Source organism: Delftia sp. JD2 (assembly GCF_001682645.1).
GTDB lineage: Bacteria > Pseudomonadota > Gammaproteobacteria > Burkholderiales > Burkholderiaceae_C > Comamonas > Comamonas acidovorans.
On record NZ_LFJT01000011.1, the window covers coordinates 1 to 15,967 of the forward strand.

Sequence of the window (15,967 nt, forward strand, 5' to 3'; positions counted from 1 at the left end):
CCCGCCCACCCCCGTCAACCGGAGACAGCGTTCATGAACGTGATCCATCAGTTCCTCGGCGGCCTGGCTGATCTGGTGCCTCCGCCCCCAAGGGCCCCAAGCGTATCGAGCGGGCCGAAAACCGGCATGGTGTTCAAGCGCTCGGCATCCATTTCGGCGCCGCTGGTGCGGGGGCAGATGCTGATGCCGGTGACCGCGTGGAACTGGCCGGATCCAGTGACCGGCACCATGGCCGACGCGCAGTTCCTCTTTGCAGATACGGTGCCCCAGTCCGCTGCCAATGGCGCGCTGTACCAAGCGTCGGGGCGCAGCTTTTCGCAGGGATACAAGACCTTTCTGCAGGTACTCGAAGCCTGCAAATTTCCCTATCAGTCGATGCTTGCAGGCGCCATGCAGAAGATGGCAACGCCTGCGGGCGAACCTGCATACTCGCCCACTCCGGTGGGATGGACCAAGGTGTACGAGACCGGCTACCTCCAGTGGAAACCGATCTGGACACTGCCCAAGAGCTCGTCGGAGTGGAGCGCAGCAGTGGCTGTCGGCACGATCGCAAACCCCGGCACCTTGCGCTTGAATCTCAACGACACATCCGGCGCAGGGCCGCAGGCTCCGGCTTCCCTGCAGGCCCTGGACGCTTCCGGCCGCGTCCTTGCGCTACCCGCCGCTTCGCTGGAGACGGTCACGATCACCTCTGAATGCTGGGACCAGGTGCCGATCTACCCCGGCAGCTGGTACGACGCCTCGATGGTGGCGCTGGGTCGCGGCCTGGTGCCGGATGCGGGCGTGTTCTTCGGGCCTGGCGGACTGATGGCGTGCCGTGTGTCAACTTTCTACGTCGCGTTGAAACCCCGCTTCGACTTCACTGCCGCAGCGCCGATCCCCGCCTCGCTGCGCCAGACGCTGGATGAAGCTGACACCGTGCAGGCCATGGGTGTGACGGTTCAGCGAGCAAACGGAGACGGGCAGCCAAACCAGGCCTTGCGCCTCGTGAACACGGACCCTGCCCCCGTCATCGTGGCCGTGAGCCTTGAAACCTTGGCGTGATTCGTCACGTCCACCGTCACGTTCACCGCCATATCCACCGTCATGTCCACCGTCACCCCAGCCCCCGCCTACCAGCGGTAGGTGGCCGTGGCCACTGCCTGCCGCAGCTCGCCGTAGCGGCAGCTGCCTGCGCTGCAGTTGCTCAGATAGGCCTTGTTGCCCAGGTTGCGCAGGTTCAGCGCCAGGCTCCAGCGCTGCAGGTCGTAGGCGACCAGGGCATCCACCACCGTGTACGAAGGCAGCGGGGCCGCTGCCGACTCCTGGTAGCCGCGGTTGGAGCCCATGTAGCGCGCTCCAACCCCCACCCGCAGGCCGATTGCAAAGCGGTAGTCGGCCCATACCGACAGCTGGTTGCGCGACACCGCCTGCATCTGCTTGCCAACCTCCGAAGGCGTGCTGCTGGCCGTGACGATGGCCTTGGGCGTATAGGTATAGGCCGCGATCACGTTCAGGTTCTTCAGCGGCTGGAACGCGGCCTCCAGCTCCAGCCCGCGCACCGCAATCTCGCCGGTCTGCCGGGGCAGGAACTCCGGCGTGTAGGTGATGTAGTTCCTGCGGCGCAGATCGAAGATGGCGGCGCTGTAGCGGCCTTTTCCATCTGTCGGCACATAGCGCACGCCGGCCTCGTACTGGCGCCCGGTTTCGGGCTTGAGCGGCGTATTGGTCTCCGGGTCCATGGTCACCGTGGGCGAGAACGACTCGGAATAGCTCACATAGGGCGCCCAGCCGCTGGGGTGCAGATAGACCAGTCCCGCTCGGCTGGTGAACTTGTGGTCGTTGATGCGCGTGCGGCTGCCGTCGATATGGCTGCTCACCGTGGCCGAGGCGCTGTCGTACCGGCCCCCCACCGTGGCCACCCAATCGTTCCACTTGATCTGGTCCTGCAGGTAGATGCCCGTCTGTGTCAGCCGCGTGCGGGCGTCGAACCAGGGATCACCGGGCACCACATCGTTCGTATACACCGGCGCATAGCCGTCGATGCCCGACACCGTGCCCGCGTTGTAGGTGCGCTGGTCATTGCGCGAGCCCTGGTAGTCCAGCCCCGCCAGAAACGTGTGCTGCCAATCGCCCAGCCGCAGCTTGGCCTGGGCCTGGTTGTCTATGGTCAGCAGCCGCGCCCGCTCCTTGCTGCCGAACGGAAAGCGGTTGAGCCGCCGGAAATTGGCCGGGTCCAGCGGATCGGCAGGGTTGACGATGGCGAAATCGCTCTGGTTGTAGACCTGCTGGTAGTCCACCTTGATGGCGCCGTAGCGCGCGTTCTGGCGCAGCGTCCAGGTGTCGTTCAGGCGGTGCTCGAACAGATAGCCCAGCATCCACTGGTCCTGATTGAAATGGTCGAATCCCGGCTCGCCCACATAGGTGCCCGGCGAGAACTTGCCGTTGGGATTGGGCAGCAGCGTGCCCACCTCGGGAAAGCTGCCGTAGGAGCTGCCATCGCGTATGCGCAGATAGTGCGCCAGCACGGTCAGCGAGGTATCGGTGGAGGGCTTCCACGTCAGCGAAGGCGCCAGGTACACCCGGTCATTGGGCAGGCCGCTGGCCTGCAGCTCGGCATCGCGCACCATGCCGGTCACGCGGTACTGCAGCGTGCCCTGCGCATCCAGCGCCCCCGCAAAATCCCCGCCCACCTGGCGCCGCCCATGGTTACCCACCTGCACCTGCAGCTCACGCAGCGGCTCGCCCGTGGGCCGCTTGCTGACCACGTTGACCATGCCGCCCGGCCCCGTCTGCCCATACAGCACCGAGGATGGGCCGCGCAGCACCTCGATGCGCTCCGTGCCGTAGTTCTCCGTCTGCCACACGGCCCAGCCGTTGTTGTTGCGCAGCGGCAGGCCGTCCAGGTAGTAGCCGGGCGTCTGCGCGTCGAAGCCCCGAATGATGGTCCAGTCGAAGCGCGAATCCGCACCCCAGGGCGACACATTGATGCCCGGCGTATAGGCCAGCGCATCCTTGAGCCGCAGCGCCCCGCTGGCGTTGATGAAATCCGAAGTCACCACCGAGATCGACTGCGGCGTCTCCTCCAGCGGCGTATCGGTCTTGGTGGCCGTGGCGCTGCGCCGGGCCACATAGCCGGGCACCGGCCCCGTGGCCGTCTCGGCATCCACTGCCCCGCTCACGGTCACCGTGGGCAGGCGCGGAATCTCCCTGGCTGCCGGAGACACTGCCTCAGGCGCGGGCTGCGGTGCGGCCCGCAGCACATAGCCGCCGGTCGTCCTCGCCAGCACATAGCCGCTGCCGCGCAGCAGTACGCCAAAGCCTTCTTCCACGCCATGGCGGCCCTGCAGCCCGGGGGAGCGCAGGCCGCGCAACTGATTGGCATCGATGGCAATGGCCACGCCCGCCTGCAGCGCAAAGCGGTTGAGCGCATCGGCCAGCGGGCCGGCAGGTACGTCATAGGCAATGGGCTGCGCGGGGGCCTGCGCGACCGCGGCCCCCGTTCCCGTGGCAGCCAGCGCCGCCACCGCAGCGGCGATGGCGATCCTGGCGAACCGCCCGGGCAGCGACGGGGGGCGGCTGCGGCCTGCGTTGATCGGCAATGGCATGGCGGAGGATTCCTTCCTTGGTTCGTTGGTGTCTTCCAGGGCTTGACGCACGAACTGCGGAAAGGCGAACCGGATCGGCAAAAAAATTTTGAAATCGTCCCCTCAGGGCCCGGGCGCATCCACCAGCACCAGCCACGGTGTCAACGTGCGAATGCGCAGCTCGGGAAAACTGCTCATCAGCAGCTGCAGCGCGCGGTCCGTATCGTCAAGCGGCAGCACGGCGCTCACGCGCAGGTGGTGGATCTGTGCGCTGTCGTAGCGGATATGGCCGGGCCGGTAGCGGGCCAGCGCATCCAGCACCTCGGCCAGGGGCTGGTCGCTCACCACCAACTGGTGGTTGCGCCAGGCATCCGCCAGGCCCCAGGCGTCCATGGCCTGCACGGGCCCCAGGCCGTGGTCCGTGATGCGCACGCGCTGGCCGGCATCCACCGTGGCGGAGTCCTGGCCGCCCGCAGCGGCCTGCGCCGCCACGCGCGACTCCAGCACGCTGAGCACCGTGGCATCGGCCTGCCGGTCCACCACAAAGCGCGTGCCCAGCGCACGCAGGCTGCCCTGCGCGGTCTCCACCACAAAGGGGCGCGATGCATCACGGGCCACATCGACCAGAATCTCGCCCTGCACCAGCTCCACCGTGCGGCGCCGCTCGTCATAACGCAGGTTCACCGCGCTGCCACTGGCCAGGGTGATGCGCGTGCCATCCGCCAGCGCCCGGGTCTGCCACTGGCCTGTGGCCGTGCGCAGGTCCGCCATCAGATAGCCCGGTGGCCAGGCCTGCAATGCCACCCAGGCCGGCAAGGCCAGCACGGCAGCCAGCATCAGGGCTGCACCGGCACGCCGCGTGCGCCGAGCCCGGCGTGTCTGCCCATCCTGCTTTCTTCCAGCGCTGCCCGACGCATCCAGCGCCGCACGGGCTGGCCGGCTGCCGGCCGGGCCGCTGCGCGCAGCCTGCAGGCGGTCCAGAAACTGCTCCATGTCCAGGGCGGCGGCCGCATGGCGCGGGTCGGCACGCTTCCATGCTTCAAAGCCCGCGCGGGCCGTGGCGCATTCGGACTCGTCATCGCCCGTCAGCGCCACAAGCCACTGCGCCGCCTGCTCGGCCAGGGCATCGTCATCCGGCCCTGCGCCGGGCATGCGCTCCGCTCTACCGGACATGCTCGGCCACGGCAGGGCAATGGGCGCGGCAGTGCAGCAGCGCATGCACCAGGTACTTCTGCACCATGCGCGTGGAAACACCCAGGCCCTGTGCAATCTCGGCCTGCGGCTGCTCGTCCAGGTAGTGGCGCAGAAACGCCTCGCGCGGGCGCTCGGCCAGCCCCTCCAGCGCAGCGCCAATCTGCTCCAGCGCCTGCACCGCCATCAGGATTTCTTCGGGCGCCGGATAGCCGGGCAGGCTTTGCGCCACCAGCGCCAGCTCATCCAGATAGGCCTGCGCCATGGCCTGGCGCCGCGCCCGGTCCACCAGCAGCCGCCTGGCCGTGGTCGTCAGGTAGGCGCGTGGCTCCGCCATGCCCAGCAACGCATCGCGCGACGCCAGGATGCGCACAAACGTGTCATGCGCCACATCGGCCGCATCAAACGCATTGCCCACCCTGCGCCGCAGCCAGCCGCGCAACCAGCCATGGTGGTCGGCATAAAGGGCAGCCATGCGTTGCTGCAGCGCGGATTCGGTGGAAGACACGGTTTCTTCTGCGCTGCGCCCGGGGCAAGGCGGCAGCCGCAGCGGCGGAATTGAGAATGAAACGCATTCTATCGAGACAGAACGCATGCGTATCAGTCTGCGGCGTGGCCACAACGGGCGCGGTGGCAGGCATGGACCGGCGGGCAACGGTGCGGCGGATACGGCCAAGCCACTCCAGCGCACCGCCATGTGCCCTGCCCCACCCTACCGCAAACCTTCCGCCTGCAGCGACTTGCGCACGGCAGGCCGCTCCCGCATCCGCGCGTACCAGGCTGCAAGATGCTCCAGGCCATCAAAGCGAATGCCCGTCTTGTAGACCGACTCCAGCCAAGGCGCCTGCCCCCACTGCGTGAGCGCGTACAGATAGGCATCGGCCACGGTGAAGCCATCGCCCATCAGGTAGGGCTTGCCGGCCAGCTGCGCGTTCACCCAGGCATACCGCTGCTCCAGCTTGGGCTTGGCCGTCTCCACGCCGTACTTTCCCGCCGCCACCGCATACAGCAGCGGGATGAAGCCCTTGTGGATCTCCGAGTTCAGAAAGGCCAGCCACTCCAGCAGCCGATAGCGCTCCAGGCTGCCCTGGACTGGCACCAGAAGCGACGCAGGCCGCAGGTCCGCCAGGTACTGCAGGACGGCGGGCCCTTCCCGCAGCAGGCTGCCGTCGTCCAATTCCAGCAGGGGTACATAGCCAAACGGGCTGAGCGCACGGAAGTCCCTGCCGTCTTCCGTCTGGTGGGTCTTGTGGTCCACCCTGACCAGTTGGAAATCAAGCCCCAGCTCGTTCAGGACAATGTGCGGCGCCAGCGAACAGGCGCCCGGCAGGTAATACAGCTTCATGCAATTTCTCTGGTGATGGAACAAGGGGCCTGCGCGTTCAGGCACAGCCCCTGGCCAATGTCATGCACCAGGGATAAATCTGGAAGAAGGCAATAAAACTGCCCATAGGTTAAAAAAATATACCTGCCGCCTGCCTATGATGAATGTGCTATGAAATCCAACATCTCCGGCTGCTCCGTGGAAGAAGCCATGCGCCTGCTGGGCGGCCGCTGGAGGCTGCTCATCGCCTCCTACCTCATCGACGGCCCCCGGCGATTCAACGACCTGCGCCGCGACATGCCCGGCATTTCCCAACGCTCCCTCACCCTGGACCTTCGCGCGCTGGAGGAAGCGGGCCTGGTCAAGCGCACGGTCTACCCCACGGCGCCGATCAAGGTGGAGTACGAATTGACCCCGGATGGGGAGCGGCTCAAGCCGGTGGTGGGGGTGATGAAGGAGTTTGGGTTGTGGGTGAAGGGCAAGGCGCCGGCCTGAGGAGAACTGCGCCGGCTGGTTGTCTCCATCCGCCCCCTGCTGACAGGCAGGCCCCATCGCCGCATGAACGGTGATTTCCAGAACAACGACCATGACGAACAAGCCTTCCGAGCAGGCATCCCGCGCCGAGTACGCGCGACGGATCAATCGCGTGCTCAACTACATCGATGCCCACCTGGATCAGCCTCTGGATGGTGCGCATCTGGCCGACATCGCCAATTTCTCGCGCTTCCACTTTCACCGAATTTTCGCGGCATGGATGGGAGAAACGCTGGGCAGCTATGCGCAGCGCCGACGGCTGGAGAAAGCGGCGTTCCGGCTGTCCTGCGGCAGCAAGGAAACCGTGCTTGAAACCGCCTTGGCCACCGGCTTCCAATCGGGCGAAGCATTTGCGCGCGCCTTCAAGCTCAAGTTTGGCTGCACGCCATCGGCCTGGCGCTCCACCACGCTTGAGCGGCTGAAAACCCAGGCGGCCGCCATCGGGCAGCCGCCTGGCAGCCAGGAGAGCAATCCTGATCAGGTCTTCGGCAATCTCCATCAGGAAGACCCGCGCGCGTTCGGCGAACCTCAGGGCTCTTGTCACCTGAAGGAAGAAATCGCCATGGACGTCCGCATCATTGATCTACCCAAAGCACATGTCGCCTATCAACGCTTGATCGGCCCCTATGGGCCAGCCATAGGCCAATTCTGGCGAGGCACCATTGCGCCGTGGATGCATTCCAATGGCCTCAGAGATCAAACGTGCTACGGCATAGGTTATGACGACCCCTCTCTCACGCCCGCCAGCAAATGCCGCTATGACGCCTGCGTGGAAGTCCCCGCGCATTTCGTCGCCAGCGGCCAGGTGGACACCCAATCCCTGCCGGGCGGCCGCTACGCCGTGGCAAGGTTCAAAGGAAAACCCGAGGGCTTGGCCAATGCCTGGATGTGGCTGACGCGCGAATGGATGCCGTCCAGCGGCATGCAATGTGACGACCGGCCTTGCTTTGAGATGTTTTCTGCGGCCACTGCCATGGATGCCGACACAGGCGAGTTCTGCTGCGACATCTGCATTCCAGTGCGGGCGCTGTAAAGCGACTCAAGCCGGTTGAGGTTTGACGAATGTGTTGGGTTGGCTGGTTGAATTCACTACCCGCTGCAGGCGTTGGACCTTAGCCGTCAGGTGTCGGCTTTGCAGCGAAAGCGGTCCTCAAGTCACGTCGTCGCGAATGACTGCAAGCTCGCGCGCTGCAGTCATCCCCAATGCTTGTCATTGGTCAATGACTACGTATGAAGAATTGACTGCGCTCTTTCAAGCGGCGTGATATCACTATGAAGCCTGTCACCGTCATCCCGAGCAAGACGTGATGAGTTCCATGGCACCGGAACCTACGAGGATGCGCGTCTCCACCTCAGAAAGCAGTCCCGCTACGGTGATTTCTTACAACGCCCATCAGCTCTCCAGAGCGTCTGTGGAGGCGTCGGCCGCGAGTCCATCGGCATCGCCGTTAGCGCTCTTCGGAATGTAGGGGGGAATCACTCCAAGCTTTTGCAGTTTTTTAAGCCGCGCCACGATGCCTTCTGTTTCCCGACGAATATCGAACATCCGCTTGTAGATGGAAACGGTGTGGTCTACCTCAAGCTGCGTGCGTGCTTCGATGGCACTTAACCTGCCAGTCTCGTAATCATCCCAGACAGATGTGCCCGAGGCCACGTTGGCGGGCTCAGCCAAGTATTTGTTGTACAGCATGGCCTTGCTCTTGGGATAGGAGAAGTAGCGCATCTTCGATGAGAACTGGCAGTAGGTGGCGGTCGAAAGATCAATCTGCCGGCAGCCGCAGAGATAGTCGTAAATTCGCGTCGGAAGGTCTACGAGCGACATGTTCATCTTCGCAAGGAGTGCAGGCACGTCGCTGTGCGAAATGCCGATACCGCATAGGATCAAGGACCCTCGATCACCTCGCTCCAATCCCTTCCATTCACATTTCAGCAGGGCAAGAATCTCTTCAAGAACTCGCTTTTCTGAGCCTGCAGTCCACTCCCAGATCTGAACTGGCGGCCTCAGATCATTCGTCATGGGGAGATACGTCTGAAACGTTCCGCCCAAAATTTTGTGCCCGGGCAAGTACGGCGAAAACTTCATGCTTGAAGGCGCCTTGCGGGTACGGTCCTCAACCGGAACGTAGTACTCTAGATCGAAGAAAACGACCTTTGTGCTTTCGGGGAAATGGCGCAGCATAGACTACCTAGGCAACCCTATCAAATAGACAGAAATAAAAAAATAGGCGTGGGGCGAAGTCTCTAATTTCATAGGTCGTATCACGTCACCATCATTTGATGCGATGCCAAGGCCCGCCAGCTAGTCAGTAACCGTCTTTCGTGGTTTGAGAGCCAACGTACGCTTCTGGTCCCAGAGGGGCCTCATACGTCATGAGCTGCAATTTTAGAAACACCGCAAAGCGGTCGCTGGCATGCCCTTGTCCACAGGCGCCAATCCCCCATTGCTGCCGCTCCCGCCCGCATCGTCAGCTTTCGATCACAGCCGCATGGCGGTAATCCGATTACCAAGACCGCCAGCGCCTCGCTATCGTGGTGCATAGCTTAGAACAGTACGTACTACAATGGGGCCGCGAAATTAAAATAGACATTATCACCACCATGCAGTTGGCGATAATGTCCTAGATGGGAATTAATCTTCCGCTGCTCATGTATGAATCACACACCGCCATCTATTGGCGCCGATCGCAACTTGTGACCAGGGCATGCCTCACTTCTTTTTTGGTACTGCAGGCTTCAGAGCAGGATTATTTCCAGGAGTCTCCTTGTTATCACGGCGACGTTGGTCAGGCTTGCCCGTCGATTTTGCAATCGGTTTTGGTCCCGGCTTAAGGTTCATGAGGAATCTCCTTTAAATTGGTGTTGTGCATAGTAGCTGTTACTTCCCTCCACTGCAACTCCGCAAAGAACTTTGCCAAATTTTTGTTGGCGCACATCCAACAAAGACCGATCAGCCCAATGCCTTCCGTGGATGTTCTTTTTGAGAAAACATTATCATCTTTCGCTACCTCACCGATCGGGCTATTTGGCGACGTGCGCACCAACAGCATCTCGCCTCCAGCCGATGCTCTGAAGTGCAGTCAGGATCGCGGTTGTTGCTACACCACTAGGGATACCCCTATTCAACTTTGGAGAAGTGTATTTACCCTTTGCAGAAACACTGGCATCAAAAATCAGGGAGTAATCCTCCCTGTCGTTCCCGGCATTAAAGCCAAACCACTTGACAGGAGAAGACATGAGCAAGCCCGTAATGTCAGTCACAACTGCAGATGTAAAACCCAATCCACCTCAATACGTCATCGAAGTTGCCGGATCAGTATCCACATCCGGATGGACAAATGCTCGACTTGAACCAAGGTAGTACATCAATTTCCCAGAAGATGGGATACAGGATCTTGATTTCGTTGCAGACCCTCCAAAAGGCATGGCACTCATGGTTATCACACCAATCATCGCTAGCCCAATGGAATGGAGTGATCCGCCAGTGTACGCAAAGAGCATTCGCGTCCACGCTCAGTCCAACGAAATTACAACAATGTTCTAAACCGCAGATGCAAAAGATTGCCCATACGCCTCTGGGCATCTTCATTGGCGGGTACTTGGTGGTCACACATTCCGCATCAGCGCGACCACATCGGACGCGTGCAGCCCAACAGCGCGGCCAGCAACCGCAACGTGCGGCACGTGGATCTCACCGAGAATGGCTCGACTGTCACAAGCCGACCCGGTACAGACGTTTTTCTAGTACCTACGGGTGCCCACGCAGCGATTGCTGACCTTGGACCGATGCTGCCTACAGGCCGCTGTGGACCGGAAGAGACCTTTGCTAGCTCCGTTCCATTTGCATCAACGCGTATATTGAAATCCTCGTCTTCAAACCTCAGGTAGTTGCCAATCGGCTATTGCGTTTGGCTGTTCACTTATGCACGATGAAAACCTTGACGTTGACGCTACGGTCGCTTTTTTTGTGATCACCCTCTAAATCTTTCAGACCTGCTGAATTCGTGAGGTAGTGCTCTGGATCGTAGACCACGCACCAAAGTTTCTTGCAGCCCGGGTGTATTGCGTAGTGCGCAATATCGAGCACAAGCTCATCGCCGACCGCCTTTGCATGTGACCTGTCCCGCACGCATTTGGTCTCAATGACAAGGTCGTGCGCCGGAAGGAAGAAATCCATGCGCGTGCTCCTTCCCGCATAGCTCGGTGTGTATTCTTCAGCTCGCACGTCCACTACCCAAGGTCGAAGCAGGGCATGAAGCAGATCTTGAACATCGTACTCGTTGACGAAGTGCATTGTTTCCGCACCCTTTCGTCGATAAGTGAGTGGGTGCATTGCACGGCGGAGGCCTTGAATGACGACTTTCACTACCTCATCAACGGTGCTAGGCTTAGCAGGAACCATCCGCGCCGCTAATTGCCCGAACTCATCGATATCAACGGCACGCCCGACCGGTAGAACTCGTCCATGTCGATAATAGCGAAGTCCGTCTTCAGCCAGGACGGCCTCGATTCTTGCCCTAGCTTCTTTCCAAGACTCGACTTCTGCCTGGAGTACAGGCCTCGTGTCCATATACTCTTCAAGCACATTGCCAAGAATCTGCAGGCTATCCGAGTTTGGGTCCTGACCGGCTCGAAACAACCACTCCTTCCATTTTGAGTGGTGTGCCAATGCAGGCGGTTCGCCTGGGGCGCCAGAGCTCGAAAACAAAGCATCAAGCGTGGCGTGCCCTCCCGTTCCTTGGATGACGTCGCCTACCACCTTGCAGAGCGCCCTTGAAAGCCGTGTGTTTGTCATGCGGCGTACTATAGCGGCAGCCTTATAGGCTGCAGCGCGTGCTCTTGGCGATTCGGAGAGTACCGCTCTCAGCCACAGAAGTCACTTATAGCCCGCAGCGCGGCCAGGATCAGACGCAGGTTATGCCCGGCGCCGCACATCACCGCGTACAACGCATCTCCCAGCGCGCCCTTGAGCGGATTGCGTTCCAAGCGCCCGTCCATTTTCATGTGCCCAATGGCCGCCTCGATGGCGCTTCTTCGCTTTATCATGGCCTTGAGGGTTTTGGTGAAGCCCCGTATCTACCTGAGCGCAGGATGCGCGCACCGTCGATGTCCACATCCCGATAGCCCTTGTCCACGATGGCTGCTGCGGGCCGTTTGTCCGTTCCGGCGAAGATGCCCACCTGTTCCAGCGCCTCGGCCAGCGTGTGGCCGTCGAACGGGTTGCCCGGCATGGAGCGCATGCCCACCACCAAGCCCTCTTTCAAGGTAATGGCGATGCTGACCTTCACGCTGAACTCATACGGCGTACGGGCTTTGTCCTTGCTGAAGCATTCCACTTCGCACGCGTGCAGGGCGTACAACTTGTTCTTGTCCTTCGTGCGCTGTCTCAGGATGCGGCCAGTGCGCTGCAGCAGATCCTGGACCTTGGCTTTGGCGGCTTGGGGCAGCATGTGCAATTGGCGAGCCACCTCGCGGTGCACGAAGCCGACACGGGTTCGCAGCGTACGCACGGACTTCTTCATGCGCTTGAACTGCTTGGCGGGCGCGTAGCGTCCGATCCGCTTGGCCAGTCGTGGTACCACACAGATGTAGCTCTGGCGCAGCTGCAGGCCGTGGTCCCGGGCCGCCCTGACCAGGTGCTGTCGACCCCTGTCCTGCAGCGTCTCCAAGCCTTCTTCACCAAATCAACGGCTTGCGGTTTGTTCAGGGCGGACTATTTAAATAATTAATTTAACCCCAAAATAGACATAACTACCTCAACAGCACCACTACCATCCGCGTGCGAAGCCTGTGCAATACCAAATACCCAAGGAATAAGAGCTCGCGAAGATAAATGGAGATTGCATATTCATCGGTAGAAATAGACGGCCAAAACAGGCTGACACTTTTGCCAAGTTGATGAAGGGTCTCGCTTTTTGGCATCTTGTAAACGAACTTGTTATATTTATTTGCTTTGATGATTTTTAAATTCACAGCTTAATCGGTAAAATTTTTCAGGAACCTCAACCTCTCTTTCAAAAAATGACTTTAGGTCCTCTACCCTTGCAGCCTTTAAATCTGCCAGCACTATTGATTGTGCTGACCCCAGGTAAACAACCGGCACATCAGGCTTGATATTGGCGCATTCGTTTTTACCATTGAAGTCCAGTGTGTGAGCCAGCTTGTATATCTTCGATGGCAAAACCTCCTCGCTTAGATGATTTTTTGACCAATCCCAAAAGACCACTAATACTATAGTTGCCATTATTGGAAAAACAAATGAGTGAACGGGTGGTAATTTGTAATTCCATTCATCGTTGAACTTAGAATAAATATATCCAGCAGCATCAAATGCAAAAAATACCGCAATGACTCCCACTAAAGCTAAAAATGGGAGCACGTAATAAAAGAAAAACAAACCCGCTGTAAATGTCAAAGTAAATGGAAATGCAGATGCATCAACACCAAAAACAGAATTTATAGAGCCTGCCGCCTTCCCTGTAGAAAATACAATTAAACCTGAAACTGCAATTGATGCAACTAGCTTCGAAATCCCAAACTGCCACAGATTGCGAAAAATTGAAATTCTTTCAGTTGAAATCCCAATATACAGTGTCGCTAGAGCAATACCCCAAATCTTAATAGTAAAACTATTCTTGTGCAACCAACCAAATTCATGGTTCTCTTTAATACCGTTGAAAATTAGCACAAATGCCACAAATGCCAATAAACCAAGCGACCAGCTAAGCTCGAGATCTTTTTTTTCCGTCGAAGTTTTTCTTTTCCAGTCTTCGTTCTTCTGCCTTTCAAGTATTTCATACACATAGGTCTTCAATGTACTAATCCCGCCATTTGATTTTTCGTTCTCAGAAATCTCTTCATAAATTGCAGCCAAGTACTCTTCTTTGGTCGACGGTTTTTTATATTTAAATTTCAACTCTTTTTTTTCGTTCACTTTCTAATCCTTGTAAGGTAAAAACAATTTGAGAAGGAATTTTAAAATACCCCTACCACTAAAATATTTAATTTATCCGCAATTATGCGTATAAGCAATCGCATCCGATCTTTTTAGACATCAAAAAAATTTCGAGATTGAAGATCTTTGTGAGCCGCCAAAGACCAGTGATGAAATGGCTACTTCATGTCCTTAATCAGCTCACGACTGCATCCTCAGCCGGAACGCATGCCGGTCAGCGCGACACCTTGGGCCCTGCATCTCGCATCAGCGAGGTCGGCAGCCTCCCTTCGTAGCCCTCGCGGCGGTCGCAGATTAGCCCGTTGAAGTCATTCGCAGCACCTCGGTCGCCGACTGCCCTGCAGCGTGAGCCATATGTCGATGCCGACAGGCGTATTCACGCTCGCTGGCAACGAGCGGTCAATCAGCGCAGCGATCAGAAGGTTCACCAGCCTGCTGCGCGCGAGGCGCTTTATCTTCGAAAAAATCGCGCCCTGAATCATCGACTCCGCTGACAACCAAAAGATCACCCCTGCGCGTCTGCGGCCACAGCCAGTTCCGCCGCTTGAATGGACTCTGCCGGCATGACCATCCGAAGGCTCTCGCGGTACTGCTCTGCCGCCGCCACATGCTCAACTTCTACCACTGCGTCGTAGTTCGCCCGGATCACCGCTTCGATCTCTTTGAGGTCGGCGCGGAAGAACTCTTTGCGCCCGTTGACCTTATTCATGCGCCCTAATGCAAAGTGCGCGTGCAACTTTGCCTCGAGTGCCGGTGCGTTGTTGGAGAACACCAGGGCGTGCACATCGAACCGAAATGGCACAGAGGCATCGCCTAGTTCGTCGACTCGATCCATGGGCTCCAGACGTCGGGTCATTCCAATCTTGTAGATCCCTTCGCCGAACGCGCCGATGTTCGAGATCACGTATACGTAGCCGGCTCGAGCGTTCTGCTCGCGGTAATCCAAGACTCGCTCTTCTTCGTCAAGCGCCAGGTTTTGCTGCACCACTTCAGAGAGGCGTGCCTGCAAGTCTTCACGCTCTTGCTCGTTCTGGGCGCTTGCCAACCGAAGTTGTAGCTTCTGAATTGCACTGGCAAAGTGCCGACGCTCCTTGTCGATCTTGACCCGCACCTCGCGGATTTCGCGCTCCAGCTTTTCCTGCTCACGCTGGTCCTCGCGAGCCTGGCGCGCCATCTCTTTCTCCTCGGCGCGCTTCACTTGGAATTCGTGAGCCAGGTGCAGCTCTGCCAACTTGCGCTGAAGGACCACTTCCGTCCACCAGCACTCAGTCCGCTTGAGCAGTTTGTTGCAGACGTCGAAAGACCGGCGGATACGTTCTTCCATGCGGTCGAAGTTATTGAACTTGACGTTGTCGATGCAGTTCTCACACTCGCTGTTGAATGCGCGCAGCGAGAGCTTTAAGACATCCTTGCGCAACTGTTTCCACTCCGTCTTTGTCAGCGTGACCCCCGTGTGGTCCCAACTTTCGACTTCCTTGCTCAATCTCCGGGCCGACTCTTTTTGCTCCTCACGGATTGCATCCAGACGGCTCTTGTAGTCGGCGCTGTTGGTGAATTGATACTTGGGCACGTACAGCGCGAACGATTCGAGCTCCACCGTCTCCTCTGCAACCAGGATTTCCTTCTGGATGTCCTTCAAATTTCGAAAGGCGGCGTCCACTTCGGCTTGGGCGGCTGCCACATGCGCCTTGGTCTGTGCAAGCCGGTCTTCTTCCATTTTTACTAAGCCTTTGATTTCACCCAGACTCAGTAGGCCGCTTTCCTGCAGTTGGCCCTCCAGCACCTCACAGCGCTTTCGAAGTTCTTCGGCAGACGACTGGGAAGCCTTCAGCTCTTGCTCTAGTCGTTCGGCTCGAACCCGGTGCTTCGTCCCGTTCCAGAAGTCACTGAGTGTCATCCGTCCTCCATTTTTGTTCCGTTTACGATGACTATATCCGGGGTGAAATTTTTAGCCATAGGCACTCACTTGGCATCGACCTAAGGCAATTGCCTTCTGCAAGAGGCCGAAAGTTCCGACTGCACGCTTTACGCATCCCTTCTGGTATCGAAGATCGGTTGTGCCGATGACAGAACTAATAAGATCGCTGCCAATCGTTTAGTTTGACTCGACCGGCGGCTCCCAGCATGAAGCCGTCGTTCAAACGTCTGCGGTGGCCTACTGCTGACACACAGGCCTTGAACAACTGATCTGCAAAGAAAGCAAAACAGGTGACGTTGCCCTCGCAATTCGCTGCAAAGCCCCTCATTCAACACGTCCCTGCACCCTTCAACCAGCACGCCTACGCAACCGCTTTGGCAGCTTCAGCACGCCCACACCTGCTACGATCCCCCCGGTGCTCAACACACCTTCATAGGCGGAAGTCACTCCCGAAAGTCAGTGGCATTTCGCCCATACGCTTT

The 15,967-nt window shown here is 58.9% G+C and carries 12 protein-coding genes and 1 pseudogene; 3 read left to right on the forward strand and 10 right to left on the reverse strand.

The window, feature by feature from the left end; genetic code table 11:
- Window positions 1-33 precede the first annotated feature (33 nt).
- Window positions 34-1,044 carry a hypothetical protein gene (locus tag ACM14_RS08285; RefSeq protein WP_065345939.1) on the forward strand — a complete coding sequence of 337 codons (1,011 nt, stop codon included), beginning with the start codon at window positions 34-36 and terminating at the stop codon, window positions 1,042-1,044.
- Window positions 1,045-1,112: 68 nt separating this feature from the next.
- Here ACM14_RS08285 and ACM14_RS08290 read toward each other — a convergent pair whose 3' ends face one another.
- The 4 genes from ACM14_RS08290 to gstA all read right to left on the reverse strand — a co-directional run bounded on the left by ACM14_RS08290 (window position 1,113) and on the right by gstA (window position 6,102).
- A complete protein-coding gene (locus ACM14_RS08290; protein ID WP_065345873.1) occupies window positions 1,113-3,587 on the reverse strand; it encodes a TonB-dependent siderophore receptor in 2,475 nt (824 codons plus the stop codon).
- Window positions 3,588-3,689: 102 nt separating this feature from the next.
- Window positions 3,690-4,739 carry a FecR domain-containing protein gene (locus tag ACM14_RS08295; RefSeq protein WP_254662018.1) on the reverse strand — a complete coding sequence of 350 codons (1,050 nt, stop codon included), beginning with the start codon at window positions 4,737-4,739 and terminating at the stop codon, window positions 3,690-3,692.
- Window positions 4,729-5,265: a sigma-70 family RNA polymerase sigma factor gene (locus tag ACM14_RS08300; protein WP_217491957.1), complete on the reverse strand. Its 537-nt coding sequence runs from the start codon at window positions 5,263-5,265 to the stop codon at window positions 4,729-4,731. Before ACM14_RS08300 ends, ACM14_RS08295 begins: the two co-directional genes overlap by 11 nt.
- A 204-nt stretch (window positions 5,266-5,469) precedes the next feature.
- A complete protein-coding gene (gene gstA / locus ACM14_RS08305) occupies window positions 5,470-6,102 on the reverse strand; it encodes a glutathione transferase GstA (protein WP_065345875.1) in 633 nt (210 codons plus the stop codon).
- Between the two features lie 150 nt (window positions 6,103-6,252).
- On the opposite strand from gstA, the gene ACM14_RS08310 reads away from it, so the two are divergent.
- Window positions 6,253-6,576, forward strand: coding sequence for a helix-turn-helix domain-containing protein (locus ACM14_RS08310; protein ID WP_065345876.1), 324 nt, complete (start codon window positions 6,253-6,255; stop codon window positions 6,574-6,576).
- A gap of 91 nt (window positions 6,577-6,667) precedes the next feature.
- Window positions 6,668-7,648 (forward strand): GyrI-like domain-containing protein, encoded by a 981-nt coding sequence (locus tag ACM14_RS08315; RefSeq protein ID WP_065345877.1) that lies wholly within the window; start codon window positions 6,668-6,670, stop codon window positions 7,646-7,648.
- 360 nt (window positions 7,649-8,008) lie between these two features.
- Here the strand turns inward: ACM14_RS08315 and ACM14_RS08320 are convergent, their stop codons facing one another.
- The 6 genes and pseudogenes from ACM14_RS08320 to ACM14_RS08340 form a co-directional block, all read right to left on the reverse strand.
- Complete coding sequence (locus tag ACM14_RS08320) at window positions 8,009-8,794, reverse strand: hypothetical protein (RefSeq protein WP_099733995.1); 786 nt, start codon at window positions 8,792-8,794, stop codon at window positions 8,009-8,011.
- A gap of 528 nt (window positions 8,795-9,322) precedes the next feature.
- Window positions 9,323-9,451: a hypothetical protein gene (locus tag ACM14_RS32620; protein WP_257221300.1), complete on the reverse strand. Its 129-nt coding sequence runs from the start codon at window positions 9,449-9,451 to the stop codon at window positions 9,323-9,325.
- Window positions 9,452-10,528: 1,077 nt separating this feature from the next.
- Complete coding sequence (locus ACM14_RS08325; protein WP_065345879.1) at window positions 10,529-11,407, reverse strand: transposase; 879 nt, start codon at window positions 11,405-11,407, stop codon at window positions 10,529-10,531.
- Window positions 11,408-11,511: 104 nt separating this feature from the next.
- Window positions 11,512-12,272 (reverse strand): annotated as a pseudogene (locus ACM14_RS08330) (IS5/IS1182 family transposase); the annotation flags it as partial.
- A 284-nt stretch (window positions 12,273-12,556) separates the two neighbouring features.
- Entirely contained in the window at window positions 12,557-13,546 is a 990-nt protein-coding gene (locus tag ACM14_RS31440; RefSeq protein WP_139093394.1) for a hypothetical protein, read from the reverse strand.
- A gap of 526 nt (window positions 13,547-14,072) precedes the next feature.
- Window positions 14,073-15,464 (reverse strand): DUF4041 domain-containing protein, encoded by a 1,392-nt coding sequence (locus tag ACM14_RS08340; RefSeq protein ID WP_065345881.1) that lies wholly within the window; start codon window positions 15,462-15,464, stop codon window positions 14,073-14,075.
- Window positions 15,465-15,967 lie beyond the last annotated feature (503 nt).

What these genes read in the sequence shown, in the direction of transcription:
- ACM14_RS08295 (WP_254662018.1), bottom strand. Translation starts at nt 4,739, where the DNA reads ATGTCCGGTAGAGCGGAGCGCATGCCCGGCGCAGGGCCGGATGACGAT.
- ACM14_RS08320 (WP_099733995.1), bottom strand. Translation starts at nt 8,794, where the DNA reads ATGCTGCGCCATTTCCCCGAAAGCACAAAGGTCGTTTTCTTCGATCTA.
- ACM14_RS08325 (WP_065345879.1), bottom strand. Translation starts at nt 11,407, where the DNA reads ATGACAAACACACGGCTTTCAAGGGCGCTCTGCAAGGTGGTAGGCGAC.
- ACM14_RS08285 (WP_065345939.1), top strand. Translation starts at nt 34, where the DNA reads ATGAACGTGATCCATCAGTTCCTCGGCGGCCTGGCTGATCTGGTGCCT.
- ACM14_RS08290 (WP_065345873.1), bottom strand. Translation starts at nt 3,587, where the DNA reads ATGCCATTGCCGATCAACGCAGGCCGCAGCCGCCCCCCGTCGCTGCCC.
- ACM14_RS08315 (WP_065345877.1), top strand. Translation starts at nt 6,668, where the DNA reads ATGACGAACAAGCCTTCCGAGCAGGCATCCCGCGCCGAGTACGCGCGA.
- ACM14_RS08340 (WP_065345881.1), bottom strand. Translation starts at nt 15,464, where the DNA reads ATGACACTCAGTGACTTCTGGAACGGGACGAAGCACCGGGTTCGAGCC.
- ACM14_RS08310 (WP_065345876.1), top strand. Translation starts at nt 6,253, where the DNA reads ATGAAATCCAACATCTCCGGCTGCTCCGTGGAAGAAGCCATGCGCCTG.
- ACM14_RS32620 (WP_257221300.1), bottom strand. Translation starts at nt 9,451, where the DNA reads ATGAACCTTAAGCCGGGACCAAAACCGATTGCAAAATCGACGGGCAAG.
- gstA (WP_065345875.1), bottom strand. Translation starts at nt 6,102, where the DNA reads ATGAAGCTGTATTACCTGCCGGGCGCCTGTTCGCTGGCGCCGCACATT.